This window comes from Rummeliibacillus sp. TYF005, assembly GCF_003844195.1.
Taxonomy (GTDB): domain Bacteria; phylum Bacillota; class Bacilli; order Bacillales_A; family Planococcaceae; genus Rummeliibacillus.
Window position 1 is genome coordinate 49,460 of the sequence record NZ_ML122542.1, and the last position, 25,171, is coordinate 74,630.

The 25,171-nt window shown below is 36.2% G+C and carries 27 protein-coding genes; 26 read left to right on the plus strand and 1 reads right to left on the minus strand.

All coding sequences use genetic code 11. The features are described from left to right. The first annotated feature begins 2 nt into the window (after nt 1-2). The 5 genes from pknB to spoVM are packed head-to-tail and all read left to right on the plus strand — an operon-like array spanning nt 3 to nt 4,330. Entirely contained in the window at nt 3-1,952 is a 1,950-nt protein-coding gene (gene pknB / locus CW357_RS02140; RefSeq protein WP_119414242.1) for a Stk1 family PASTA domain-containing Ser/Thr kinase, read from the plus strand. A 23-nt stretch (nt 1,953-1,975) separates the two neighbouring features. Continuing rightward, nucleotides 1,976-2,857: a ribosome small subunit-dependent GTPase A gene (gene rsgA, locus CW357_RS02145; protein WP_119414243.1), complete on the plus strand. Its 882-nt coding sequence runs from the start codon at nt 1,976-1,978 to the stop codon at nt 2,855-2,857. 3 nt (nt 2,858-2,860) lie between these two features. Next, complete coding sequence (rpe, locus tag CW357_RS02150; RefSeq protein WP_119414244.1) at nt 2,861-3,526, plus strand: ribulose-phosphate 3-epimerase; 666 nt, start codon at nt 2,861-2,863, stop codon at nt 3,524-3,526. Further along, on the plus strand, nt 3,523-4,185 hold the full coding sequence (locus CW357_RS02155) for a thiamine diphosphokinase (RefSeq protein ID WP_119414245.1): 663 nt from the start codon (nt 3,523-3,525) through the stop codon (nt 4,183-4,185). Before rpe ends, CW357_RS02155 begins: the two co-directional genes overlap by 4 nt. Nucleotides 4,186-4,189: 4 nt before the next feature. Beyond that, nucleotides 4,190-4,330 (plus strand): stage V sporulation protein SpoVM, encoded by a 141-nt coding sequence (spoVM, locus tag CW357_RS18510; RefSeq protein ID WP_233547996.1) that lies wholly within the window; start codon nt 4,190-4,192, stop codon nt 4,328-4,330. A 35-nt stretch (nt 4,331-4,365) separates the two neighbouring features. Here spoVM and rpmB read toward each other — a convergent pair whose 3' ends face one another. Beyond that, nucleotides 4,366-4,554 (minus strand): 50S ribosomal protein L28, encoded by a 189-nt coding sequence (rpmB, locus tag CW357_RS02165; RefSeq protein ID WP_102692702.1) that lies wholly within the window; start codon nt 4,552-4,554, stop codon nt 4,366-4,368. Between the two features lie 228 nt (nt 4,555-4,782). On the opposite strand from rpmB, the gene CW357_RS02170 reads away from it, so the two are divergent. The 21 genes from CW357_RS02170 to lepB all read left to right on the plus strand — a co-directional run bounded on the left by CW357_RS02170 (nt 4,783) and on the right by lepB (nt 25,162). Then, nucleotides 4,783-5,145 (plus strand): Asp23/Gls24 family envelope stress response protein, encoded by a 363-nt coding sequence (locus CW357_RS02170; RefSeq protein ID WP_119414246.1) that lies wholly within the window; start codon nt 4,783-4,785, stop codon nt 5,143-5,145. Between the two features lie 18 nt (nt 5,146-5,163). Continuing rightward, on the plus strand, nt 5,164-6,810 hold the full coding sequence (locus CW357_RS02175) for a DAK2 domain-containing protein (RefSeq protein ID WP_119414247.1): 1,647 nt from the start codon (nt 5,164-5,166) through the stop codon (nt 6,808-6,810). A 181-nt stretch (nt 6,811-6,991) separates the two neighbouring features. Continuing rightward, a complete protein-coding gene (sdaAB, locus tag CW357_RS02180; protein WP_119414248.1) occupies nt 6,992-7,654 on the plus strand; it encodes an L-serine ammonia-lyase, iron-sulfur-dependent subunit beta in 663 nt (220 codons plus the stop codon). 12 nt (nt 7,655-7,666) lie between these two features. Then, complete coding sequence (gene sdaAA / locus CW357_RS02185) at nt 7,667-8,563, plus strand: L-serine ammonia-lyase, iron-sulfur-dependent, subunit alpha (protein WP_124217228.1); 897 nt, start codon at nt 7,667-7,669, stop codon at nt 8,561-8,563. Continuing rightward, complete coding sequence (gene recG, locus CW357_RS02190) at nt 8,556-10,601, plus strand: ATP-dependent DNA helicase RecG (protein WP_369973721.1); 2,046 nt, start codon at nt 8,556-8,558, stop codon at nt 10,599-10,601. Before sdaAA ends, recG begins: the two co-directional genes overlap by 8 nt. A 110-nt stretch (nt 10,602-10,711) precedes the next feature. Beyond that, nucleotides 10,712-11,287, plus strand: a complete 576-nt coding sequence (gene fapR / locus CW357_RS02195) for a transcription factor FapR (RefSeq protein WP_119414250.1) — start codon at nt 10,712-10,714, stop codon at nt 11,285-11,287. Beyond that, nucleotides 11,288-12,286, plus strand: coding sequence for a phosphate acyltransferase PlsX (gene plsX / locus CW357_RS02200; RefSeq protein ID WP_119414251.1), 999 nt, complete (start codon nt 11,288-11,290; stop codon nt 12,284-12,286). It begins immediately after the preceding gene. Between the two features lie 35 nt (nt 12,287-12,321). Beyond that, nucleotides 12,322-13,266, plus strand: coding sequence for an ACP S-malonyltransferase (gene fabD, locus CW357_RS02205; protein ID WP_124217229.1), 945 nt, complete (start codon nt 12,322-12,324; stop codon nt 13,264-13,266). Beyond that, on the plus strand, nt 13,267-14,013 hold the full coding sequence (gene fabG / locus CW357_RS02210) for a 3-oxoacyl-[acyl-carrier-protein] reductase (protein WP_124217230.1): 747 nt from the start codon (nt 13,267-13,269) through the stop codon (nt 14,011-14,013). It begins immediately after the preceding gene. A 43-nt stretch (nt 14,014-14,056) separates the two neighbouring features. Continuing rightward, nucleotides 14,057-14,293 carry an acyl carrier protein gene (locus tag CW357_RS02215; RefSeq protein WP_119414254.1) on the plus strand — a complete coding sequence of 79 codons (237 nt, stop codon included), beginning with the start codon at nt 14,057-14,059 and terminating at the stop codon, nt 14,291-14,293. 139 nt (nt 14,294-14,432) lie between these two features. Continuing rightward, nucleotides 14,433-15,194 carry a ribonuclease III gene (rnc, locus tag CW357_RS02220; protein ID WP_119414255.1) on the plus strand — a complete coding sequence of 254 codons (762 nt, stop codon included), beginning with the start codon at nt 14,433-14,435 and terminating at the stop codon, nt 15,192-15,194. Nucleotides 15,195-15,196: 2 nt separating this feature from the next. Further along, nucleotides 15,197-18,760, plus strand: coding sequence for a chromosome segregation protein SMC (smc, locus tag CW357_RS02225; RefSeq protein ID WP_124217231.1), 3,564 nt, complete (start codon nt 15,197-15,199; stop codon nt 18,758-18,760). 19 nt (nt 18,761-18,779) lie between these two features. After that, nucleotides 18,780-19,964 carry a signal recognition particle-docking protein FtsY gene (ftsY, locus tag CW357_RS02230; protein ID WP_124217232.1) on the plus strand — a complete coding sequence of 395 codons (1,185 nt, stop codon included), beginning with the start codon at nt 18,780-18,782 and terminating at the stop codon, nt 19,962-19,964. A 187-nt stretch (nt 19,965-20,151) separates the two neighbouring features. Next, nucleotides 20,152-20,487: a putative DNA-binding protein gene (locus CW357_RS02235; RefSeq protein ID WP_124217233.1), complete on the plus strand. Its 336-nt coding sequence runs from the start codon at nt 20,152-20,154 to the stop codon at nt 20,485-20,487. Between the two features lie 12 nt (nt 20,488-20,499). Further along, nucleotides 20,500-21,855: a signal recognition particle protein gene (gene ffh, locus CW357_RS02240; protein ID WP_124217234.1), complete on the plus strand. Its 1,356-nt coding sequence runs from the start codon at nt 20,500-20,502 to the stop codon at nt 21,853-21,855. Nucleotides 21,856-21,962: 107 nt separating this feature from the next. Continuing rightward, nucleotides 21,963-22,235, plus strand: a complete 273-nt coding sequence (rpsP, locus tag CW357_RS02245) for a 30S ribosomal protein S16 (RefSeq protein ID WP_124217235.1) — start codon at nt 21,963-21,965, stop codon at nt 22,233-22,235. 14 nt (nt 22,236-22,249) lie between these two features. Next, nucleotides 22,250-22,483, plus strand: a complete 234-nt coding sequence (locus tag CW357_RS02250) for a KH domain-containing protein (RefSeq protein ID WP_124217236.1) — start codon at nt 22,250-22,252, stop codon at nt 22,481-22,483. A 274-nt stretch (nt 22,484-22,757) separates the two neighbouring features. Then, entirely contained in the window at nt 22,758-23,279 is a 522-nt protein-coding gene (gene rimM / locus CW357_RS02255; RefSeq protein WP_124217237.1) for a ribosome maturation factor RimM, read from the plus strand. Beyond that, nucleotides 23,279-24,007 (plus strand): tRNA (guanosine(37)-N1)-methyltransferase TrmD, encoded by a 729-nt coding sequence (gene trmD / locus CW357_RS02260; RefSeq protein ID WP_124217361.1) that lies wholly within the window; start codon nt 23,279-23,281, stop codon nt 24,005-24,007. Before rimM ends, trmD begins: the two co-directional genes overlap by 1 nt. A 133-nt stretch (nt 24,008-24,140) precedes the next feature. Further along, nucleotides 24,141-24,485, plus strand: coding sequence for a 50S ribosomal protein L19 (gene rplS / locus CW357_RS02265; RefSeq protein ID WP_066785363.1), 345 nt, complete (start codon nt 24,141-24,143; stop codon nt 24,483-24,485). Nucleotides 24,486-24,592: 107 nt separating this feature from the next. Beyond that, nucleotides 24,593-25,162, plus strand: a complete 570-nt coding sequence (gene lepB, locus CW357_RS02270) for a signal peptidase I (protein ID WP_124217238.1) — start codon at nt 24,593-24,595, stop codon at nt 25,160-25,162. Nucleotides 25,163-25,171: the final 9 nt, after the last annotated feature.

Consider the following 25,171-nt stretch of genomic DNA (forward strand, 5'->3'; position numbering starts at 1 on the left):
GGATGCTCGTTGGAAAAAGAATCAGTGGACGTTATAAAATTCTTGACGTCATTGGTGGCGGTGGAATGTCAAATGTCTACTTAGCACATGATATGATTTTAGATCGCGATGTTGCGATTAAAGTATTGCATTATAATTTTTCAAATGAACAAGAGATGCATCGACGTTTTCAACGAGAGGCTTTATCAGCCACTAGTCTTACACATCCGAATATTGTTAGTATTTATGATGTTGGTGAAGACGGGGATATGCATTATTTAGTCATGGAATACGTGAAAGGGCAGACATTAAAACAATACATACAAAAATACGCCCCACTAGCCCCTGTTAAATGTGTGAATATCATGAAACAATTGACTTCAGCAATTGCAAGCGCACATCAAAATCAAATTATTCATAGAGATATTAAGCCACAGAATATTTTAATGGACGAATCTGGCAATGTGAAAATTACTGATTTTGGTATTGCAATGGCTTTGGAGGATACTTCCTTTACAAGAACCAATTCAGTTTTAGGAACAGTACACTACTTATCTCCAGAACAAGCACGTGGTGGTACCGCAACAAAAAAATCTGATATTTATTCTTTAGGAATTGTTCTTTATGAGTTATTGACAGGCGAACTACCTTTTTCTGGGGAATCTGCTGTTGCAATTGCATTGAAACACTTACAATCAGATACACCTTCTGTACGATCTATAGTCCCATCAATACCTCAAAGTTTAGAAAATGTGGTCTTGAAAGCTACTGCTAAAGATCCGCTTCATCGTTACTTATCAGTTGAAGAGATGAAAGAAGATCTAGAAACGGTTTTATCTGATGAAAGAAGTCATGAAACAAAATTCATCCCACCTTTCGATGAGGATGCGACGAAGCTTATTCCTGTTATAAAAGAAGCTGAAATTGACAGCATACAAGATTTAGAAAAGACAAAAGCTATTCCTATAAAAGAAAAAGATTCGTACAATGATGAAAAAAAAGAGAAAAAAGGAAAAAGAAAAAACAAAGTTTTAATCTTTGTAGGATTGTTACTTAGTCTTTTACTTGTTTTTCTAATTGTATTATTTTTATATCCAGATTTATTTTCTGAAAAAAGATATGAAGTACCAGATGTAACGAATCAAAACGTAGACAAAGCAATCCGCACTTTAGAAAATGCAGGATTTGTTATCGGGGACCAAACAAAGCAAAATTCAGATGACATTAAAGAAGATAAAATTATTTCGACAAATCCTGTAGCGGGGAAAGAACGAACGAAAGGAACAGAGATTGACTTAACTATTAGCGAAGGACCGAAAAAAACGGAAATTACTAATTATGTTGGCAAGGATATTACACAAGTAAAACAACTACTTGAAAAGCAAGGCTTTAATGTGAATGTTAAAGAATCTTATTCCGATGAAACTGAAGGGACAATTATTCAACAATCTCCTAAAGAAGGGGAAAGTGTTATAGCAAAAGACACGACAGTCACCCTAACAATAAGTAAAGGTGTTGAACAGGAATTAGTTGCAAGTTTACTTGGATATGACAAAACAGCATTAGATTCTTATGCAAAAACCTCAGGGTTTAATATTCATATTGGAAGCGATGAATATTCAGAGACCGTTCCGAAAGGACAAGTTATTTCTCAAACGCCAAAAGCAGGGACAAAAGTTGCTATAGGTAGTAAAATCGATGTCGTTCTATCAAAAGGAAAAGAACCAAAACCTCTTAAATTGTTTGTTAAATCTGTAGTGATTCCTTACGAACCAGAAGTTGAAGGTGAACCTCAACAGGTAAGAATATATATTCAAGACCATACACGTTCAATTAAAGATGTGGAACAAGAATTTCAATTATATTCTACTCAGCAGAAAAGGATTCAACTTCAAATTGAAGAAGGGCAAGAGGCTAGATACAAAGTAGAGCGTGATGGTAAAGTAATCATTAATGAAAAGGTAGCATATTAAATTCTAAAATAAGGAGGAAGGACATGCCAAAAGGCCAAATCAGAAAAGCTTTAAGTGGCTTTTATTATGTCCAAGATGGTGAACAACTGATTCAATGTCGGGGGCGCGGAGTCTTCCGTAATAAGGGAATAACACCGCTAGTAGGAGATTATGTAGAATATGAAGTTGAAGGAAATAATGATGGTACAATTACTGCTATTTTAGAACGTAAAAATGAACTTGTACGTCCTCCTGTTGCAAATATTGACCAAGCAATCCTTGTATTTTCAACGAAAGAACCTGCATTTAACACGATTTTACTGGATCGTTTTTTAGTGGTTTTAGAATCCTTTCAAGTGCATCCAATCATTTGTTTGACGAAAACGGATTTACTATCTGAAAAAGAACTACAAGAGATTGAAAAATATAAAGCCAATTATGAAGCAATTGGTTATAGAATAATCGAGACATATAAAGATGACCCGAATTTACTAACTAAAATGATACCTTTATTACAAAGTAAATTAACTGTTTTAGCGGGACAATCAGGTGTTGGTAAATCTACATTACTTAATACACTAATGCCAGAACTAGAACTAAAAACGGGGATTATATCCGAAGCGCTTGGTCGAGGAAAGCATACAACTCGTCATGTAGAGCTAATTGAAATAGCTGGAGGGTTAATTGCTGATACTCCTGGTTTTAGCTCTTTTGACTTTGATAGAATAGAAAAAGAAGAATTAACTCAATGTTTCCCTGAGTTTTTTGTATTATCGGAAAGTTGTAAATTTCGAGGCTGCTTGCACTTAAAAGAACCAAAATGTGCAGTAAAAAAAGCCGTAGAAGAGAAAAAAGTAGAACAATATCGTTATGATCATTACCTACAATTCTTACAAGAAATTATTGATAGAAAGCCGAGGTACTAAACTATGATTCAAATTGCACCATCTATTTTAGCTGCTAATTTTTCAAAATTAGCAGATGAAGTAAAAGAAGTAGAAGAAGCAGGAGCTAAGTTAATCCATATTGATGTCATGGATGGCCACTTTGTACCTAATATTACTATGGGACCAATTGTTGTAGAAGCATTGCGCCCAATAACCAATCTTCCGTTAGATGTCCATTTAATGATTGAAAATCCAGATCAATATATAGAGGATTTTGCAAAAGCTGGTGCAAACTATATTACTGTTCATGTTGAAGCATGCCGTCATTTGCATCGAACAATTCAACTAATTCGTTCTTTCGGAGTGAAACCTGGAGTTGTGTTAAATCCACATACACCAATTGAATCCATTAAACATATTTTAGAAGATGTTGACTTAGTATTATTAATGACAGTCAATCCTGGTTTTGGTGGACAAAAATTCATTCATTCTGTTGTACCAAAGATAGCAGAACTTTCAGCTTTGATTAAAGAAAAGGATGTAAATGTGGAAATAGAAATAGATGGCGGTATTAACACAGAAACCATCGTGCCATGCGCTCAAGCAGGTGCTACAATCTTTGTAGCAGGTTCTGCGATTTATGGTAAAGAAAATCGTAAAGAAGCATTACAAAGCATTCTAGAGGCAGGAGAACAGTCTATACGATGACTGTTGTCATAATATGTGCTGGAGGTCCAGAGGAGGAAGTCGTATCGAACGATTTCCTCTTTTCTTTCCAAGATGTTAAATTTATCGGAGCTGATCACGGAGCTGTTTATTTGTTGAATAGAGGGATTATTCCAGATTTAGCAGTAGGTGACTTCGATTCATTAACGAATGAAGAGTGGCAATTGGTTCATGAGCGCGTACCAAATATACAACGCCATAAACCTGAAAAAGATGAAACAGATACAGAACTAGCGCTATTGAAAGCATTAGAATTCAATCCGACTGAGATTCTTTTAACAGGTGTTACAGGTGGAAGACTCGACCATTACGAAGCAAATTTACACATTTTATATCGTGTTCAAAAAATGTATCCATCTATTGAAATAAAAATAATAAATAATTTTAATTGTTTGCAATTTTTGTTGCCTGGAGAACATAAGATAGTATCAGATCACTATTTCAAATATCTTTCGTTTTTTGCATTTGGTGATGTCGTGAGAAATGTAACATTACGAAATGTTTTTTATGAAACGACAGATGAAGTCATTGATATAGGGACTACTCGATTTACAAGTAATGAAATAGTAGGCGATTATGCGTCTATTTCATTTTCTAGTGGCATATGTTTAATGATAAGAAGTATTGATGATAAGGAGTGACCAGTTGAAAGTATACACATTTCAATTACCAAAAGTAGTTAGCAATTTTGCCCGATTTTGTTTACAGATGGTTTCAAATGATCCTGCAGGTCCTAAAAAAACAGCTACTAGAAAGAAAAAAGGAAACGAAAAAACGCCAAGTTGATAACTTCAACTTGGCGTTTTATTTGGAAGAACGGATTAAACGCGTTCAACTTTACCTGATTTTAATGCACGAGCAGAAACCCATACACGTTTTGGTTTGCCGTTTACTAAAATACGAACTTTTTGAAGGTTTGCGCCCCAAGTACGTTTGTTAGCATTCATTGCGTGAGAACGGTTGTTACCAGACACAGCTTTACGTCCAGTAATGACACATTTTTTTGGCATATTATTTCCCTCCTCATAAAGAAGTTGAAAGATTCATGATTTCACTTCGGTATTTCACATACTTTAATAATTTAACACACACTTTTACCTAATGCAACTGATTTTGATAGACTTTCAAGAAAAAAACCTTTACAGTCTAAATGTAGACGAATTGATAGGTTTTCTTTTATAATCAAAATTTGTATAGTACAATAAGAGATAGTCAAAAAGAAATCAGGAGGCATTCTAATGTCAGTAGAATTGAAAAATGAATTCGGTAGTATTGATATCTCTAATGATGTTGTTGCACAAATAGCAGGTGGAGCAGCGATTGAATGCTATGGCATCGTCGGTATGGCAAGTAAACACCAAATTCGTGATGGCTTAACAGATATTCTTCGTAAGGAGAATTTCGCAAAAGGAGTAATCGTTCGTCAAGATGGTGAAGATTTACATATCGATATGTATGTCATTATTAGTTACGGAACTAAAATTTCAGAAGTAGCCTATCAAGTACAATCAAAAGTAAAATATACACTAGATAAAACATTAGGAATGGCAGTTAAATCTGTTAATATCTACGTGCAAGGTGTTCGCGTAGCGAACGTGTAAGAGGAGGAACTTATTCAAATGAAGTCGTTAGACGGGATTAAATTCGCGGAAATGGTACAAGCTGGTTCAAGCCATTTAGCTCAAAATGCGGAATATGTTGATTCGTTAAATGTATTCCCTGTACCTGATGGAGATACAGGAACGAATATGAATTTATCGATGACATCAGGTGCAAAAGAAACTGCTGCTAACAAGGTAGCAAACATTGGAAAGACAGCGCAAGCATTATCAAAAGGATTGCTAATGGGAGCACGAGGTAATTCAGGTGTTATATTATCTCAATTATTCCGCGGATTTGGTAAAGCTGTCGAAAAAGAAACTGAATTAGATGCAGTAAAATTTGCGCAAGCATTTCAAAGTGGGGTAGAAACAGCTTATAAAGCCGTTATGAAACCTGTTGAAGGAACAATTCTTACAGTTGCACGTGTTGCTGCTGAAAAAGCAGTGGAAGTTGCAAAAACAGAAGAAGATATTGTTGTTATTATGGAACAAACTTTAGCTGCAGCAAAAGAAGCGCTAGCTAAAACACCTGACCTATTACCAGTACTGAAAGAAGTAGGAGTGGTTGATAGTGGTGGCCAAGGTTTAGTCTTTGTATATGAAGGCTTTGCAGCATCCTTAAAAGGTGAAGCAATTCCTGCTCCAACGAAAATAGATTCAATCGATGATTTAGTAAATGCAGAACATCATAAAGCGCAAGATTTTATGGATACTTCTGAAATCGTCTATGGATACTGTACAGAATTTATGGTGCGTTTTGAAGACGATAAAAAACCATTTAATGAATCAGAATTCCGAGAAGATATGAGCCACTTCGGTGATTCACTACTAGTTATTTCTGATGATGAAGTGGTGAAAATCCACGTTCACTCTGAAACACCAGGGAAAGTTATCTCTTATGGTCAACAATATGGTAGTTTAGTAAAAGTTAAAGTAGATAACATGCGTCTTCAACATACAGCAATCGTTGGAGAAGATCATAAAGTAGCCAAAAAAGAAGTGAAAAAACAACCATATGCAATCGTAACAGTAGCAATGGGTGAAGGTGTTGCACAACTTCTAGAAAGTGTTGGCGCATCATATGTGATAGAAGGCGGTCAAACAATGAACCCTTCTACAGAAGATATTGTCAATGCTATTAAAGAAGTAGGGGCAGAAAAAGTATTAATCTTACCAAATAATAAAAATATAGTAATGGCAGCTGAACAAGCAACTGAATTATTAGATATTGAGGCTGCTGTTGTACCAACAAAAACAATTCCACAAGGTATGTCTGCAATTCTTGCATTCAACCCAGAGCTATCAGTTGAGGAAAACAAAAAACATATGACAGCTGCATATGCAAATGTTAAATCAGGACAAATTACATTTGCAGTACGTGATACTTCAATTGATGGAGTAGAAATTCACAAAAATGATTTCATGGCTATTAAAGAAGGGCAAATTATCCAAGCTACACCTTCTTTAAAAGTCGCTTCTGAAATATTAGTAAGCGATATGGTTGATGAAGATTCAGAAATTGTCACAGTACTATACGGCGAAGACGTTGAAAAGCAAACTGTTGATGAATATGTTGAATTTATAGAACAAAAATATCCAGATGTAGAAGTAGAGGTACATGATGGGAAACAACCATTATATCCTTATATCATTTCTGTAGAATAAGTCACAATTAGAATTATTAATCATAACAACCTATGTAAAACGGCTAAGAAAAAAATCTTGGCCGTTTTTCTATGTATAGCTTGTTTGAGGTCAAATAGAAAAAGACTAAAATGTTTGGTTATATGAGAATATTCGTGTAAGATAAGTTTTGAATATTACTAGAAATGCGTGGGGAGAAATTATGAAATTTACATCCGTTTTTGATATTATCGGTCCGGTCATGATTGGTCCTTCTTCATCACATACTGCTGGAGCGGCTCGAATTGGTCGCGTTGCCAGAGATTTATTTGGACGTCAACCTAAATGGGCTAAAATCCACTTGTATGGTTCTTTTGCAGAGACGTATAAGGGACATGGAACTGATGTAGCAATAATCGGTGGATTACTGGATTATGATACTTACGATGAAAGAATTAAGACTGCATTTAAAGAAGCAGCAGAGGCAGGATTAACTTTTGAATTCATACCTGAAACAGATCATACAGAGCATCCAAATACAGCAAGAATCGTAATTGGTGATGATGATATGGAAATGTCAATGGTTGGTATTTCAATTGGTGGTGGTGCGATTGAAATTACTGAACTTAACGGATTCCCACTTCGATTATCAGGAGGCATGCCAGCAATCTTAGTAGTACACGATGACAGAGCTGGTTGTATCGCCAATGTAGCTAATTGCCTTGCAAAACATAATATTAATATTGGTCATATGGAAGTGTCACGTAAAGAACGAGGAAATATGGCATTAATGGTCATAGAAGTAGATCAAAATATCGAACATTCTATTTTAGGAGAAATCGAAAATCTTCCTAATATTACGAAAGTGACTCGTATTAAAAACTAGGAGGTATAAAAAATGGAAGTATTATTTCGTAATGTTAGAGAATTGGTAGAACGTGCAGAAACAGAAAATAAACTCATTTCAGAAATTATGATCGAACAAGAAATTTTAATGTCAGAAAGAAGCCGAGATGAAATAATGGAACAAATGTCTCGAAATCTTACTGTCATGGAAGAGGCTGTTGAAAGAGGTTTAAAAGGAGTACGTTCCGTAACAGGTTTAACAGGTGGAGATGCCGTATTATTACAAAAATATATACAATCAGGTAAAGGACTTTCAGGAAATCTTTTACTAGACGCTGTCAGTAAAGCTGTTGCTACAAACGAAGTCAATGCAGCCATGGGAACAATTTGTGCAACACCCACTGCAGGTTCTGCAGGAGTTGTACCAGGTACACTTTTTGCCGTGAAAAATAAATTGAATCCTACAAGAGAACAAATGATTCGATATTTGTTTACTGCAGGTGCTTTCGGTTTTGTTGTAGCTAATAATGCATCTATTTCAGGTGCAGCTGGTGGCTGTCAAGCTGAAGTAGGTTCGGCAGCTGCGATGGCTGCTGCATCCATTGTTGAAATGGCTGGCGGTACACCTTCTCAAAGTTCACATGCATTTGCAATTTCACTTAAAAATATGCTTGGTCTTGTATGTGATCCGGTAACAGGATTAGTGGAGGTTCCTTGTGTTAAGAGAAATGCAATGGGAGCTGCAAATGCTATGGTAGCAGCAGATATGGCATTGGCAGGTATCACGAGTCGTATTCCAACAGACGAAGTAATCGGTGCAATGTTCCGTATTGGTCAAACAATGCCTGTAGCTTTAAAGGAAACCGCACAAGGTGGATTAGCAGCAACACCAACAGCTAAGGCAATTCAAGCGAAGATTTTTGGTGGGGCCGTGTTACATCGTGACTAACCTACTGGATTCAGTAACTGATTTAAAAGGTGTTGGGAAAACATCTGCTGATACATTAAGTTTGATGGGCATTGCAACGATAAAAGATTTGATATTAACGTTTCCGTATCGTCATGAAGATTTTCGTCTAAAAGATTTAGCAGAAACACCACACAATGAAAGAGTTACAGTAGAAGGACGTATCGAAAGTGAACCAACTGTTCTTTATTTAGGTAAAAATAAATCACGCTTACAAGTACGTATGTTGGTTGGACGACATTTGATAAAAGTTGTTTTTTTCAATCAAGGATATTTACGAAGTAAATTAACACTCGGGACCATTGTAACCGTAACAGGTAAATGGGATAGGGGCCGTCAAATCATAAATGGAAGTAATGTGTCATTTGGCCCTAAAACAGATCAGGCAGATTTTGAACCAGTATATAGTTTAAAGGGTAAGTTGACTCAAAAAAAATTCCGCCAATTTATCCGTCAAGCCTTGGATTTATCAAAAAATCAGCTTCCAGAGACTTTACCTGAACAGTTAAGAAATGAGTATAAATTACTGCCCCTTTCAGATGCTTTAGAAGGTGTCCATTTTCCAAAAAATGCAAATCATGCAAAACAAGCACGTCGAAGATTTGTTTACGAAGAGCTGTTACAATTCCAGTTGAAAATTCAAGCATTAAGAAAAACTCGGAGAGAGCAAGAACATGGTATTATCATTCAATATGATTTAGAAAAGGTTCGTGAATTCATCAGTTCTTTACCATACGAGTTAACAAATGCCCAAAAACGTGTTGTCAATGAAATATCACGTGATTTACTAATCCCCCAACGCATGAATCGATTATTGCAAGGGGATGTAGGATCTGGGAAAACTGTGGTGGCAGCAATAGGATTGTATTCCTCAGTTACAGCTGGATTTCAAGGTGCATTAATGGCGCCAACTGAAATTTTAGCAGAACAACATGCAGCATCACTTGATGAATGGTTGCATCCTTTTGGTGTCAAGGTTGCATTATTGTCCGGATCGGTTAAGGGAAAGGCAAGAAGAGAGTTGTTAGAGAGAGTATCAAATGGAGACATTGATATTCTTGTTGGAACACATGCATTGATACAACCGGATGTATCATTTAAAAAATTAGGGTTTGTTATAACTGACGAACAACATCGTTTTGGGGTCGAGCAACGCAGAGTTTTGCGTGAAAAAGGGGAAAATCCGGATGTGCTTTTTATGACCGCAACGCCTATTCCGCGTACATTATCGATTACAGCATTTGGAGAAATGGACGTTTCAATCATTGATGAAATGCCAGCAGGAAGAAAGAAAATTGAAACTCATTGGGTAAAAAATGAACAATTCAATCAAGTGCTAACCCGAATGGCGAAAGAACTTGCCAATGGTCGTCAAGCTTATATTATTTGTCCGCTCATTGAAGAATCAGATAAGCTTGATGTGCAAAATGCAGTAGATGTTTATCAACAACTTTCAACTATTTATAAAAATAAATTCAAAATAGGTCTTATGCATGGACGTTTACCCGCAAATGAGAAAGATGAGGTAATGCGTGCTTTTAGTGAAGGAAGACTAGATGTTCTCGTTTCTACAACTGTTGTAGAAGTAGGGGTAAATGTTCCAAATGCAACATTTATGGTAATATATGATGCTGAGCGATTTGGTTTAGCTCAACTTCATCAATTACGAGGTCGAGTAGGACGGGGAAATCATCAATCTTACTGCATACTTATTGCAAATCCGAAAAGTGAAGAGGGTAAAGAGCGTATGATTTCTATGACGGAAACGAATGATGGTTTCCGTTTAGCGGAAAAGGATTTAGAACTCCGTGGACCTGGTGATTTTTTTGGAAAAAAACAAAGTGGCTTACCGGAATTTAAAATGGCTGATTTAGTCCACGATTATAGAGCGTTAGAAGTAGCAAGGCAAGATGCAGTGAAACTTATTGAATCACCTAAATTTTGGCGAAGTGAAGAATATAAAGCTTTACGAGAATATCTTGCTTCATCGGGTGCTCTTGATGGCGAAAGAATTGATTAAAAGTGGGGGATGCAAAGCTGTTTTGAAAAACAACACTTGCATTCTCTTTTTTATATTTATATACTGATATTAGTACCAAGTGCTAATATTAAGGGGCGACGAAGAATAATATGAAGTACTCAAAGAAAGAACGACAACTATTATTGCAGCAAACGATTCAAGAAAACCCATTCGTCACGGATGAACAGCTTGCTACAAAGTTTAATGTTAGTGTTCAGACGATTAGACTTGATCGTATGGAGTTATCCATTCCAGAATTGCGTGAACGGATTAAGGATGTAGCCGCCAATAATTTTGAAAATGAAGTTAAAACCTTACCTATAGATGAAGTTATTGGAGAAATTATCGATATTGAATTGGATGAACGTGCGTTATCTATTTTTGATGTTGGGGAAGAACATGTCTTTCAAAGAAACCGCATTGCAAGAGGACATCACTTGTTCGCCCAAGCGAATTCTTTAGCAGTAGCCGTTATTGATGATGATCTTGCATTAACAGTCCATTCTGACATTCATTTTTTGAAACCAGTAAAAGCAGGGCAACGCGTAGTATCTAAAGCCGTAGTTACAGGAAAAGATAATGAAAAAAATCGTACGTTCGTCACCGTTACCTCTACAGTAGATGGAAATACAGTTTTTACGGGACAATTTGAGATGTATCGAACGAAAGGTAAAGGTGAAAAGTAAATGAAATTAGCAGTTGATGGTATGGGTGGGGACAACGCACCTCAAGCCATAATCGATGGTGTATATGAAGCACTTGAAGAAAACAAAGATTTAGAAGTTTTACTATATGGTTCAAAAGAAAAAATGCAACCATTTTTAAAAGATATGAATCGTATTACAATTATAGATTGCCAAGAAGAAATTGAAGGAACAGATGAGCCTGTTCGTGCAGTACGACGTAAAAAGGATGCATCAATGGTGAAAATGGCTCAAGCTGTTGCAGATGGTGAAGCAGAAGCTTGTATTTCAGCAGGGAATACGGGTGCTTTAATGGCATCTGGATTATTTATTGTGCATCGTATTGATGGTATTGACCGTCCAGCGCTTTCAACAACATTACCTACGTTAGATGGTAGTGGTTTTGATATGTTGGACCTGGGCTCTAATGCAGATGCAAAGCCGGAAAATCTAGTGCAATATGCTATAATGGGAAGCATTTATGCAAAACAAGTACGTGGTATTCAAAATCCAACAGTAGGTTTGTTGAATATTGGTACTGAAGATAAAAAAGGCAATGACCTAGCAAAACATGCTTTCACTTTATTAAAAGATGCGCCAGTGAATTTTATCGGAAATGTAGAGGCGCGAGAATTATTAAATCATGCTGCTGATGTAGTCGTAACGGATGGTTTTACAGGTAATATGGTATTAAAAACCATTGAAGGAACAGCAGGCGCTATTTTTAAAATGATGAAAGAAGCTTTTATGTCTTCCACAAAATCAAAAGTCGCAGCATTGATGATGAAAAATGATTTGAAAAATCTTAAAAATAAAATGGATTACACAGAGTACGGTGGTGCAGCATTGTTTGGCTTAAAAGCACCGGTGATTAAAGCACATGGTTCTTCTAATGCAAGAGCTTTTGCAAGTGCAATTCGTCAAGCACGCAAAATGGTCGACTATAATGTTATTCCAACAATCGATGCAACCATTATGAAATCTAAACAAAATGAACAATAACTTTTTTAATGTTGTTATACAAAGGGGAATGTAAAATGACGAAAATTGCTTTTATTTTTCCAGGGCAAGGTTCACAAACTGTAGGAATGGGTCAAGAATTTATTTCTCAGGAATCTGCGTGTAAGGAATTTTATGATCAAGCAGATCAACTTTTAGGGATTGAATTATCGAAGTTAATGTTAGAAGGTCCTCAAGAAGACTTAACACTAACTTACCATGCGCAACCAGCATTATTAACCACTGGTGTTATGATCGCTGAAAAGTTAAAAAAAGCTGGGATTACACCAGATTTTACTGCTGGACATAGCTTAGGTGAATATGCTGCAATTGTTACTTCAGGTGTTATGACCTTTGCGGATGGTGTACAAGCTGTACATAATCGTGGTATTTATATGAATGAAGCAGTACCCGCTGGCGAAGGTGCAATGGCTGCCATTTTAGGCTTGAATCGTGATGAACTGAAACAAGTTACTGATAGTGTTACAGCTGAAGGGGAAATTGTTCAGCTTGCCAATCTCAACTGTCCAGGTCAAATTGTTATTTCTGGTACAGCTAAAGGTGTAGAATTGGCTTCTGAAAAAGCCAAAGAAGTAGGTGCTAGACGTGCTATTCCATTAGTTGTTAGTGGTCCTTTCCATTCCGAGCTAATGAGACCTGCTGCTAGCAAGCTACAACAAATGCTCTCTAAAATTGATATGCAAGATGCTAATGTACCAGTTATAGCTAATGTTAATGCACAACCTGTTACTTCAAAGGCAGTGATTTTAAACCAATTAGTTGAACAATTGTATTCTCCAGTACTATGGGAAGATTCAGTCCGCACTTTACTTGCTGAAGGGGTAGATGTCTTTATTGAATGTGGTCCCGGTAAAGTTTTAAGTGGACTTGTCAAAAAAGTGGATCGTAAAGTGAAAACATATTGTGTTTATGATGAAGCAACATTCAACCAACTAATAGAAGCGGCAAAGGAGTGGGCTTAATTGGCAGATTTAACGAATAAGGTAGCTGTTATTACAGGTGGCTCTAGAGGAATTGGACGTGCAATTGCACTTCACTTAGCTAAACTAGGAGCTAAAGTTGTTGTGAACTATAGTGGTAGTCAAACAAAAGCAGAAGAAGTTGTATCTGAAATAGAGGATGCAGGTGGTTCTGCGATTGCAGTTCAAGCGAATGTTACAGATGCAGAAGCTGTTGCAAATTTGATGAAGCAAGCTATAGAAAACTATGGTAAACTTGATATTTTAGTAAATAATGCTGGCATTACTCGTGATAATTTACTTATGCGTATGAAAGAAGAAGACTGGGATGCTGTTATGAATACGAATCTTAAAGGTGTCTTTCTATGTACTAAAGCTGTTACACGTCAAATGATGAAACAACGTGCAGGTCGTATTGTTAATATTGCTTCCATTGTCGGAGTTGCAGGGAATGCTGGTCAAGCAAATTATGTTGCAGCAAAAGCAGGTGTTATTGGCCTAACTAAAACAGCAGCGAAAGAACTAGCAGCTCGTAATATTTACGTCAATGCTGTAGCTCCTGGATTTATAGATACTGAAATGACAGAAGAGTTACCTGAACAGATTAAAGCACAAATGCTTACTCAAATTCCGCTAGCTAAATTAGGTAAACCAGAAGATGTCGCAAAAGTAGTTGCATTTTTAGCCTCTGATGAAGCAAGCTATATGACAGGTCAAACGCTTCATGTAGATGGCGGTATGGTCATGTAGACGTCTTGTATGTATAAGAAATCATTGAGAGGAGGTGAACAATTTGGCAACAGTATTAGAACGTGTATCTAAAGTTGTCGTTGACCGTTTAGGTGTTGACGAAAGCGAAGTGAAACTAGAAGCTTCTTTCCGTGATGATTTGGGTGCGGACTCATTAGACGTAGTAGAATTAGTAATGGAATTTGAAGAAGAATTTGATATGCAAATTGATGACGAGGACGCAGAAAAAATTGCTACTGTAGGTGATGCAGTAAGCTTTATCGAAAGCAAACTCGGCTAATTTCACGTATAATATACAATACTTAAAACTTCCCCGCTTTTCTAAAGTGAGGGAAGTTATCTTTTTATTTTTGCACATTGTATAATAAAAAGGTAAACTATAGATTGTACCAAATGGAAAATAAGAAGGTTGATAAAAGATGAGAATACAAGGACTCTCACAAAAGAATGGCGCAATTTCAGAGCAGGCACGTCTAAAATTCGCTGAATTACAAGATTTATTGGGCTTACACTTCAATAATCCTAATTTGTTATACAACGCATTTACACATTCATCATTTGTAAATGAGCATCGTAGAAAGCTTTTTGAAGACAATGAACGTCTTGAATTTTTAGGAGACGCTGTGCTTGAGCTAACTGTTTCTAAGTTTTTATTTCTTAAATTTCCTAAGATGACTGAAGGCGAACTAACAAAATTGCGTGCAGCAATGGTTTGCGAGCCATCCCTAGTGATATTTGCTAATGAGTTGAATTTTGGTAAATACGTATTACTAGGTAAAGGAGAAGAAATCACAGGTGGTCGTCAACGTCCAGCATTACTTGCGGATTGTTTTGAAGCATTTATAGGTGCTTTATATTTAGACCAAGGTTTAGAAACAGTTGTTGGCTTTTTGGAAAAAGTTGTTTTCCCAAAAGTCGAGCTCGGTGCATTTTCACATGTTATGGACTTTAAGAGTCAATTACAAGAAATGGTACAACAAAATAATTCTGGTACATTACAATATGAAATCATTAAAGAAAATGGTCCAGCACATAACCGTACATTCGTCTCTCAAGTGTTGTTAAATAACAAAGAACTTGGAGTAGGCAACGGTAAATCTAAAAAAGAAGCGGAACAAAAAGCAGCACAATGCGCTATGCGTGCTTTAAAAGTACAAATAGCGAATGATCAGGAGGGTTAATTTTGTTTCTTAAACGGCTTGAAGTGATTGGTTTTAAATCTTTTGCTGATCGAATAGGTATAGACTTTGTACCTGGCGTTACTGCTGTCGTTGGCCCGAATGGTAGTGGTAAAAGTAACGTAACAGATGCGATTCGCTGGGTACTCGGTGAACAATCAGCTAAGTCCCTTCGTGGTGCAAAAATGGAAGATATTATTTTTGCCGGAAGTGATTCACGCAAACCGCTTAACTTTGCAGAAGTATCATTAATTTTAGACAATGAAGACGAACGCTTACCGATTCCATATAACGAGGTAAGCGTTACTCGTCGTGTTTATCGTTCTGGGGAAAGCGAGTATTTGCTTAATAAGCAACAATGTCGATTAAAAGATATTACAGATCTATTTTTAGATTCAGGATTAGGAAAAGAAGCTTTCTCAATTATTTCTCAAGGACGAGTTGATGAAATACTAAATAGTCGTCCTGATGATCGACGTACAATTTTTGAAGAAGCTGCCGGTGTCTTAAAATATAAACAGCGTCGCAAAAAGGCTGAGCACAAATTATTTGAAACAGATGATAATTTAAATCGTGTATTAGATATTTTACATGAGTTGGATAAACGAATCGAACCATTACATATCCAAGCATCTGCAGCGGAAGATTACTTAAAAATGTCAACTGAGCTAAAAGATATCGATATAGCTGTTTTAGTTCATGATATGGAGCAATTAAACAGTGCTATGGAGAGTATTGCGAAAGAGAAGGAAAATCTGTTTTCAAAAGAACAAGTTCATGCTGCACAAATTACAGAAAAAGAATCCTATATTACAAAACTTCGAAAGCAATTAACTGAATTAGATAGTTTATTAGATGAGTCACAACATCATCTTGTAGATGTGAGTGCTGAAGTTGAACGTTTTGAAGGCCGGAAAGTATTAATGGCTGAAAAACGAATAAATGCAGCAGCACAACTAACAAAATTACAACAATCACTTCAAAAGGCAGAATCCTCTAGTAATAGTTGGAATAAATTGAGAAGTGATAAAGAAAAGCAATTGGTAGAGCGTCAACAAGAGCTCCAAGATTTAAAGAAAACAGTAAAACAACTAGAAGATAATTTGAATCGTTCAACTTCTGAAATTGAAGCAGAGATTAATCAATGGAAAGACACATATATTGACCGTTTAAATGAAGAAGCTACTGTCAAAAACGAAGTAAAAAATGTTACAAGACAATTAGCAGAGCAAGCTGAGAATTCTGTGAAAATTTCAAGCCAATCCACAGAAATGGTTACTGAGCTCAAAAGTTTACAACAAGAGCAACAAATGGTAGCAGAGAAATTGCAAAAGGTAGAAAAACAGGTGGCCTTGAAGCTTGAGGAATATAAAAATTGTCAACAAGATGTGCAAAATGCTAAAAGACAGTACGATCAACAACAATCCATGTTATTTAAAGGCTACCAACATTTACAACAGTTGAAATCTCGTCAAGAAACACTTGCTGAACTGGAAGCAGATTTTTCTGGGTTTTATCAAGGTGTAAAAGCAGTTCTAGTTGCACGTGAAAAGCAACAACTACAAGGTATTCATGGTGCGGTAGCAGAACTAATTCATGTTGATGGCGAATATGCTCGAGCTGTTGAAACTGCTTTAGGTGCTGCAATGCAACATGTTGTAACTGAAACGGATGTGGATGCACGTAAAGCAATAACATGGTTAAAACAACAACATGCAGGTAGAGCAACATTTTTACCTAAAAATGTGATGAAATCTCGTAAAGTACCTACAAATGTATTACAAACTGTTGTAAACCATCCTTCATTTATTAGTACAGCAGATGAATTGGCAACATATGATCCTGCATTTCGTACAATTGCAGAGAACTTGTTAGGACATGTACTAGTATCAAAAGATTTGCAAGGTGCTTCTCAAATTGCAAAAACTTGTGGTTATCGTTATCGCGTTGTCACTTTGGATGGTGATGTTGTTAATACAGGAGGTTCTTTGACGGGAGGTTCTGTTAAGCAACAGGCATCATTATTTAGTCGTAAAGCTGAACTTGAAAACCTAACATCACAATTATCTCAAATGCAAACTTCTATCGGAAATGCAGAAAAGGTAGTTGCAGAATGGAAAGAACAAGTAGCCGAAAAGACTACACTTCTTGAACGGTTGCGTATAGAAGGTGAGGAAATACGCGCAGAAGAGGTAGAGTTAAGTGCTCGCCATCGCGAATTAGAAGCCACTACAAAACGATTGTCATTAAGAGTTTCTATGTTCAGTGATGAACAACAAGATGCATCTGGTCGTAAATCAAGACTAGAAGGACAATTAGCGGATTTTAATCGTCGTAAAGAAGAGTTATCAAAAGAGTTAACAGAAATCAATCAAACGATTGAAGAATTGAACGTTTTAAAACAACAAAGTGAATCAGAACGAGATGTTTTACAAGAACAATATGCTTTAAAACGCTCAGATTTAGCTGTTTTACATGAACAGGTATCCCAACTGAAATTAGCAGTATCAGATGCTGTATCTCAATCGCAACAAGCTAATGAAGAAGTTACGAATATATCAAAAGAAATAGAATGGATTACCAATGGTGGAGACATTAATGGTCCTTCTGAAGAAGAAATAATTGTTAAAATTACAGAGTTACAAAATCGAAGAGAAGAACTTGTTAAAACTGTTGAACAAACAAAGCAACAACGTACTGAAGTTCAACAACAAATTGATGCAATAGATATTGAGTTGAAAGAATTACAGCGGGTGCATCAAGGACTTCTTGACGGATTACGTAATTACGAAGTGAAATTAAATCGTTTGGATGTTGAACATGAGAATTTAGCCAAACAACTTGAAAAAGAATATGAGCTTACATTTGAAGAAGCATTACTTGAACCTTCGCTAGATGTAGATGTTGATACCGCTCGACGAAAAGTTAAGTTGTTAAAACAGTCTATAGCAGAATTGGGCACTGTTAATATTAGTGCCATTGAAGAATATGCTACAGTTTCAGAACGCCATACATTCTTATCGAACCAACGGAATGATTTGCTTGAAGCACAAGAAACGTTAAATGAAGCAATTCGTGAGATGGATGAAGAAATGACGAATCGTTTTAGCAGTACATTTTATGAAATTCGACAACATTTCCAAAATGTATTTCGTGAATTATTTGGAGGAGGCCACGCTGATTTAGAATTACTCGATCCTGATAATCTCCTAGAAACGGGTATTGAAATTGTGGCACAACCACCAGGTAAAAAACTTCAACGATTAAGCTTGTTGTCAGGTGGAGAAAGGGCATTAACAGCAATTGCTTTACTATTTGCAATTTTAAAAACACGCCCAGTTCCATTCTGTATTCTTGATGAAGTTGAGGCTGCCCTTGACGAATCAAACGTTGCTCGTTATAGTCAATATTTGAAAAAGTTTAGCTCAGAAACACAATTTATCGTCATTACTCACCGTAAAGGGACAATGGAAGGTGCAGATGTATTGTATGGTATTACTATGCAAGAGTCTGGTGTCTCTAAGCTAGTATCTGTTAAATTAGAACAGGAAGAACCTGTTCCATCGTAAGATAAAGGAGCGAAACAATATGAGCTTTTTAAAACGTATGAAAGAGAAGTTGATGGGTAGCTCAAAAACTGAAAAAGAAGAGCTATTGGATCAAGCAACAGAAGAACAAGAGGTTGTAGAACATACTACAACTGAAGTAGTAGAAGAAATACCTGTTGAAAGCCCTAAAATAATAGAGCCAGAAACAACAGAGATTACAGAAGATAATCACCAAAAGGAAGTAAAAAACAAAAAAGGATTTTCAGCCTTCTCTATTACAGAAAAGTTCAAATCTGGTTTAGCTAAAACGCGTAATTCTTTCACTTCAAAAGTGAATGACTTAGTAGCACGCTACCGCCATGTTGATGAAGAATTCTTTGAAGAACTTGAAGATTTATTACTTCAAGCAGATGTTGGTATGGAAACTGTTATGGAGTTAACCGAAAAACTCCGTTTTGAAGTACAACGAAAAAATATAAAAGATACAGAAGGTATACAAGCATTAATATCTGAGAAACTTGTAGAGATTTATGAACAAGGTGAAGAAGATATTACAGAGTTGAATATTCAAGAAGACGATTTAACAGTAATCTTGTTCGTAGGTGTGAATGGTGTTGGGAAAACGACTACAATCGGTAAGCTAGCACATCGTTTTAAAAAACAAGGTAAAAATGTGTTGCTAGCGGCAGGGGATACTTTCCGTGCAGGTGCTATCGACCAATTGCAAGTATGGGGAGATCGAGTAGGAGTCGAAGTTATAAAACAATCTGAAGGATCGGATCCAGCTGCGGTTATGTATGATGCTATTCGTGCAGCCAAAAACCGCAAAGCAGATATATTGATCTGTGATACTGCTGGTCGTTTGCAAAACAAAGTCAATTTGATGAACGAGCTAGAAAAAATCCATCGTGTCATTTCCCGGGAAATTCCGTCGGCTCCGCACGAAGTTTTACTTGCGCTTGATGCTACAACAGGACAAAATGCGTTACAACAAGCGCAAATCTTCAAAGATGCGACAAATGTTACAGGGATTGTTTTGACAAAACTAGACGGTACTGCAAAAGGTGGTATTGTTCTTGCAATACGTAACAAATTGCATATTCCAGTAAAATTTGTTGGTCTTGGAGAACAAATGGATGATTTACAACCATTCGACTCTGAACGTTATGTATATGGCTTATTTGCTGATGCACTTGATGAACAAATAGCTAAGGCTGAAGAATAAAATCAAGAATAGTGAAAGGAGTTGCCAAAAGAAAATTTTGGTAGCTCCTTTTTCTTTTTAAGGAAAATAATAAGGGTATTGGTTCTCTATTAGCTTAAAATAAAATAGACAAGTATTTTTACTTGACAGAAATAATAATTATCTTTATGATACAGGAGAATATGTAAAAAAGAGGAGAGGTTGCGAAATGCTACTTGAAAAAACAACACGCATGAACTTTCTCTTTGACTTTTATCAAGCATTATTGACAGAAAAACAACGTAGTTATATGCAACTCTATTATCTAGATGATTTGTCACTTGGAGAAATTGCAGAATCTTATGATGTTTCGCGTCAAGCTGTTTATGATAATATCCGTAGAACAGAATCAATGCTTGAAGAATACGAGGAAAAACTTCAACTTTTTGAAAAATTCCAGAACAGACAACAAATACTTTCAAAACTAGAAAAAAGTATAGCAGTAGTTCAAACAAACAATGCAGAACAACTATCATTAATTGAACAACTAAAGCAATGTGATTAGGAGGCGACATGCATGGCATTTGAAGGTTTAGCGGAGCGACTCCAAGGAACGATTAACAAGATTAAAGGCAAAGGTAAAGTAAACGAACAAGACGTTAAAGAAATGATGCGTGAAGTTCGATTTGCTTTAATCGAAGCTGACGTTAACTTGAAAGTCGTAAAAAGCTTTGTAAAAAAAGTTAGCGAACGTGCTGTAGGTCAGGATGTTATGAAAAGCTTAACCCCTGGTCAACAAGTTATTAAGATTGTAAAAGATGAGCTAACAGATTTAATGGGTGGCGAACAAAGTCCGATTAAATTTGCGACAAAACCACCTACTGTTATAATGATGGTCGGTTTGCAAGGTGCCGGTAAAACAACAACAACTGGTAAGCTGGCAAATATATTACGAAAAAAATATAACCGTAAACCATTACTAGTAGCAGCTGATATATATCGTCCAGCAGCAGTGAAACAATTGCAAACGCTAGGAAAGCAATTGTCCTTACCGGTATTCTCTTTAGGTACTGATATTTCTCCTGTTGAAATTGCGCGTCAAGCTATAGAAAAAGCAAAAGAAGAACATCATGATGTTGTATTGATCGATACTGCTGGTCGATTACATGTTGATGAAAAACTAATGCAAGAACTAAAAGATATTCGAGCATTAAAAGAACCAGATGAAGTATTTTTAGTAGTTGATGCAATGACAGGTCAAGATGCAGTAAACGTTGCTGCAAGCTTTGATGAAGCTGTTGGTATTACAGGGGTTGTTTTAACAAAACTAGATGGTGATACTCGTGGTGGTGCTGCATTATCTATTCGATCTGTAACTAACAAACCGATTAAATTTGTAGGTATGGGCGAAAAAATGGATGCACTAGAACCGTTCCATCCTGAACGAATGGCGTCACGAATTCTTGGTATGGGCGATGTCATGACGTTAATCGAAAAAGCTCAAGCAACAGTCGACGAAGAACAAGCCAAGGCGTTAGAAGAAAAATTCAAAACCCAATCATTTACATTAGATGATTTTCTTGAACAAATGAGTCAAGTGAAAAAACTTGGACCTTTGGATGAAATATTAAAAATGCTACCAGGTGCAAATAAAATTAAAGGACTTGAAAATGCTAAAATTGATGATAAACAAATTGGGCATATAGAAGCAATTATTTTATCAATGACTCCAGCTGAAAAAACAAATCCTGAAATTATTAATGCAAGTCGTAGAAAACGTATAGCAAAAGGCTCTGGTTCATCCGTTCAAGAAGTAAATAGACTAATCAAACAATTTGAAGATATGAAAAAAATGATGAAACAAATGACAGGTATGGCGCAAAAAGGAAAGAAAAAAATGAAACTTCCTGGCTTGGATTCCTTGTTTAAATAAAAAAAATACGCTAAAATATAGTGTGTTAAGAAAAAACACTTTACAAACAATCCAAAGCTTGCTATTATACTATCTTGTGTGAAACTATTCGGAGGTGCAATTAAACAATGGCAGTAAAAATTCGTTTAAAACGTATGGGAGCTAAAAAATCTCCTTTCTATCGTATCGTAGTAGCAGACTCACGTTCACCACGTGATGGTCGCTCAATCGAAACTATCGGTACTTTCAATCCACTAACTTCTCCAGAAGAAGTTAAAATTGACGAAGCTAAAGCATTAGCTTGGTTAGGAAATGGTGCGAAACCATCTGATACTGTACGTAACTTGTTCTCAGAACAAGGCATTATGGAAAAATTCCATAACTCTAAAATCGGTAAATAATCGGAGGTGGCATTATGCAGCAGCTGATTGAGGCAATCGTAAAACCTTTAGTCGATTATCCAGACGAAGTAAAAATTATTACTGACGAAAACGACAATCGTATTGTTTATAAACTTTCTGTAAATCCAAGTGATATTGGAAAGGTCATTGGCAAGCAAGGGCGAGTTGCTAAAGCAATTCGAACAATTGTTTACTCAGCCGCAGGCAGCCATCATCATAAGAAAACTTATATCGATATTCTAGATTAAAAAAACTAGGAAGGAGCAAACGTTCCTTCCTTTTTTATATTTTATATTTAATAATAAAAGCGATCCCCGACAAGTGCTGGAGAGCCCGACTCAAAAGCTTTAGCTTTTGACCAAGGGATTGATTTTAAGGGAGATAGCCTAGATACGCGACATCGTGTCGCAACGGCTATCGGGTACACGTCCTGTGTACCCTCGAGGGGCTAGCGTGTGGAGTAGTCAAATAAAAGCGGAACGCGCTCGTTTAAACAACCTAATATTTAAAGAGGTGAACCATATGGAATGGTATAACGTAGGGAAAATTGTTAATACGCATGGTATTCGAGGAGAAGTTCGTGTTATTTCTCAAACTGATTTTCCAGAAGAAAGATATGCTGTTGGTCAACAACTAGGTCTTTTTAAACAAGGTGAGAAAAAGCCAATCTTATTAACCATTGCTTCTTCACGTCCACATAAAAACTTTATTCTATTATCATTCGAAGGATATCCTAATATCAATGATGTAGAATCGTTCCGAGACGGAATACTTAAAGTCAGTGAAAAACAACTAGAAGAAGATCAATTACAAGATAACGAATACTACTACCATGAAATAGTTGGTTGTACAGTATACGATCAAGAGGGAAAAGAAATCGGCAAAGTGAAAGAAATCTTTGAAACGGCTGCAAATGACGTTTGGACAGTTAAAGGATTAGATGGAAAAGATCATTACATTCCGGTTGTAGATGAATTTATCAAAGAAATCAATATTGATGAAAAGAAAATAGTCATTGAAGTAATAGAAGGGTTATTATCATGATGAATATTCACGTCTTATCTTTATTTCCTGAAATGTTCACAGGTGTGTTTGGATCTTCCATATTAAAAAAAGCACAAGAAAAGCAAGCTGTACAATTATCAGTCACTGATTTTAGACAATTTTCTAATAACAAGCATGCTCAGGTAGATGATTATCCATATGGTGGAGGAGCGGGAATGGTACTAAAACCAGAACCTCTATTTAACGCTGTAGAGGCTCTTGTAGAAGAGGGAAAGAAGCCACGTATCATTCTTATGTGTCCACAAGGAGAACGCTATACACAAGCAAAAGCTGAAGAATTAGCACAAGAAGAAGAATTGGTTTTTGTATGTGGTCATTATGAAGGTTATGATGAAAGAATTCGTCAGTATTTAGTGACGGACGAGCTTTCAATTGGTGATTTCGTTTTAACAGGCGGAGAATTAGCGGCTATGACAATAATCGATAGTGTTGTAAGGTTATTACCTGGTGTTCTTGGAAATGATGATTCACCTGTACTTGACTCTTTTTCAACTGGATTACTTGAACATCCACATTACACTCGTCCTGCAGATTTTCGCGGTATGAAAGTACCTGATGTATTATTATCAGGTAATCATGCGAAAATTGAACAATGGCGAATGGAACAATCGTTAAAACGTACATTTGAACGTAGACCAGATTTACTAGAACATATAGAGTTAACAAAAGAACAGCAAAAATATCTTGAAAAACTAAAAAAACTGTAAAGTATAAACACTTGCAACAGCTTAAAATATATGCTAATATTTGAGATGCATTTCTATGGAGATGCCGTATTACGGTGTTCCGCTGTAGCAACCACAGTGACCTGCAAGAGCATCTGTCTAAGGAGAGAAAACAATGTCAAACATTATTTCAGAAATCACTAAAGATCAACTTCGTACTGACATCCCTGCATTCCGTGCTGGAGATACAGTAAAAATCGACGTTAAAGTAGTCGAAGGTACTCGCGAACGTATCCAAGTATACGAAGGTGTAGTTATCAAACGTCGTGGTGGCGGTATTAGTGAAACTTTCACAGTTCGTAAAATTTCTTACGGTGTTGGAGTTGAACGTACATTCCCATTACACACACCAAAAATCGCTAAACTAGAAGTTACTCGTCGTGGTAAAGTACGTCGTGCTAAATTATACTACCTACGTAACTTACGTGGTAAAGCTGCTCGTATTAAAGAAATTCGATAAGCTTATTTTTGAAGATTGGAGAGCTTGCATTTCAAGCTCTCTTTCTTTTTGCCTGAAATGATAAATCCTTGTACAATATAAGTAGAAATATCAAGGGGGCATCAATGATGGAAAAGCAAAAAAAGGAAAAGAATGAGTTGTGGGAATGGACAAAAGCACTTATTATTGCATTTGCACTTGCAGCTGGAATTCGTTACTTATTATTTACACCAATTGTAGTTGAGGGTGAATCGATGATGCCAACGCTTGAAAATGGGGATCGCATGATAGTGAACAAAATTGGTTATCGAATAGGAGATATACATCGATTTGATATAGTAGTATTTCATGCTCCTGAAAAAAGGGATTATATTAAACGGGTAATAGGTTTACCTGGTGATCAGTTAATGTATAAAAATGATCAACTATATATAAATGGAAAAGCAATTGAAGAACCATATTTACAAAAATTTAAAAATGAAATTACAGATGGTGGAACTTTAACCGAAGATTTTTCATTAAAAGATATTCCAAGTGTACATGGTGATACCATTCCACAAGGATATGTTTTTGTTATGGGAGATAATCGACGATATAGCAAAGATAGTCGACATATTGGTATTGTTTCTATTGATAAAATTATTGGAAAAACAAATGTTGTCTTTTGGCCTTTTGAACAAATAGGCAAAGTGAATTAACAAATAGGA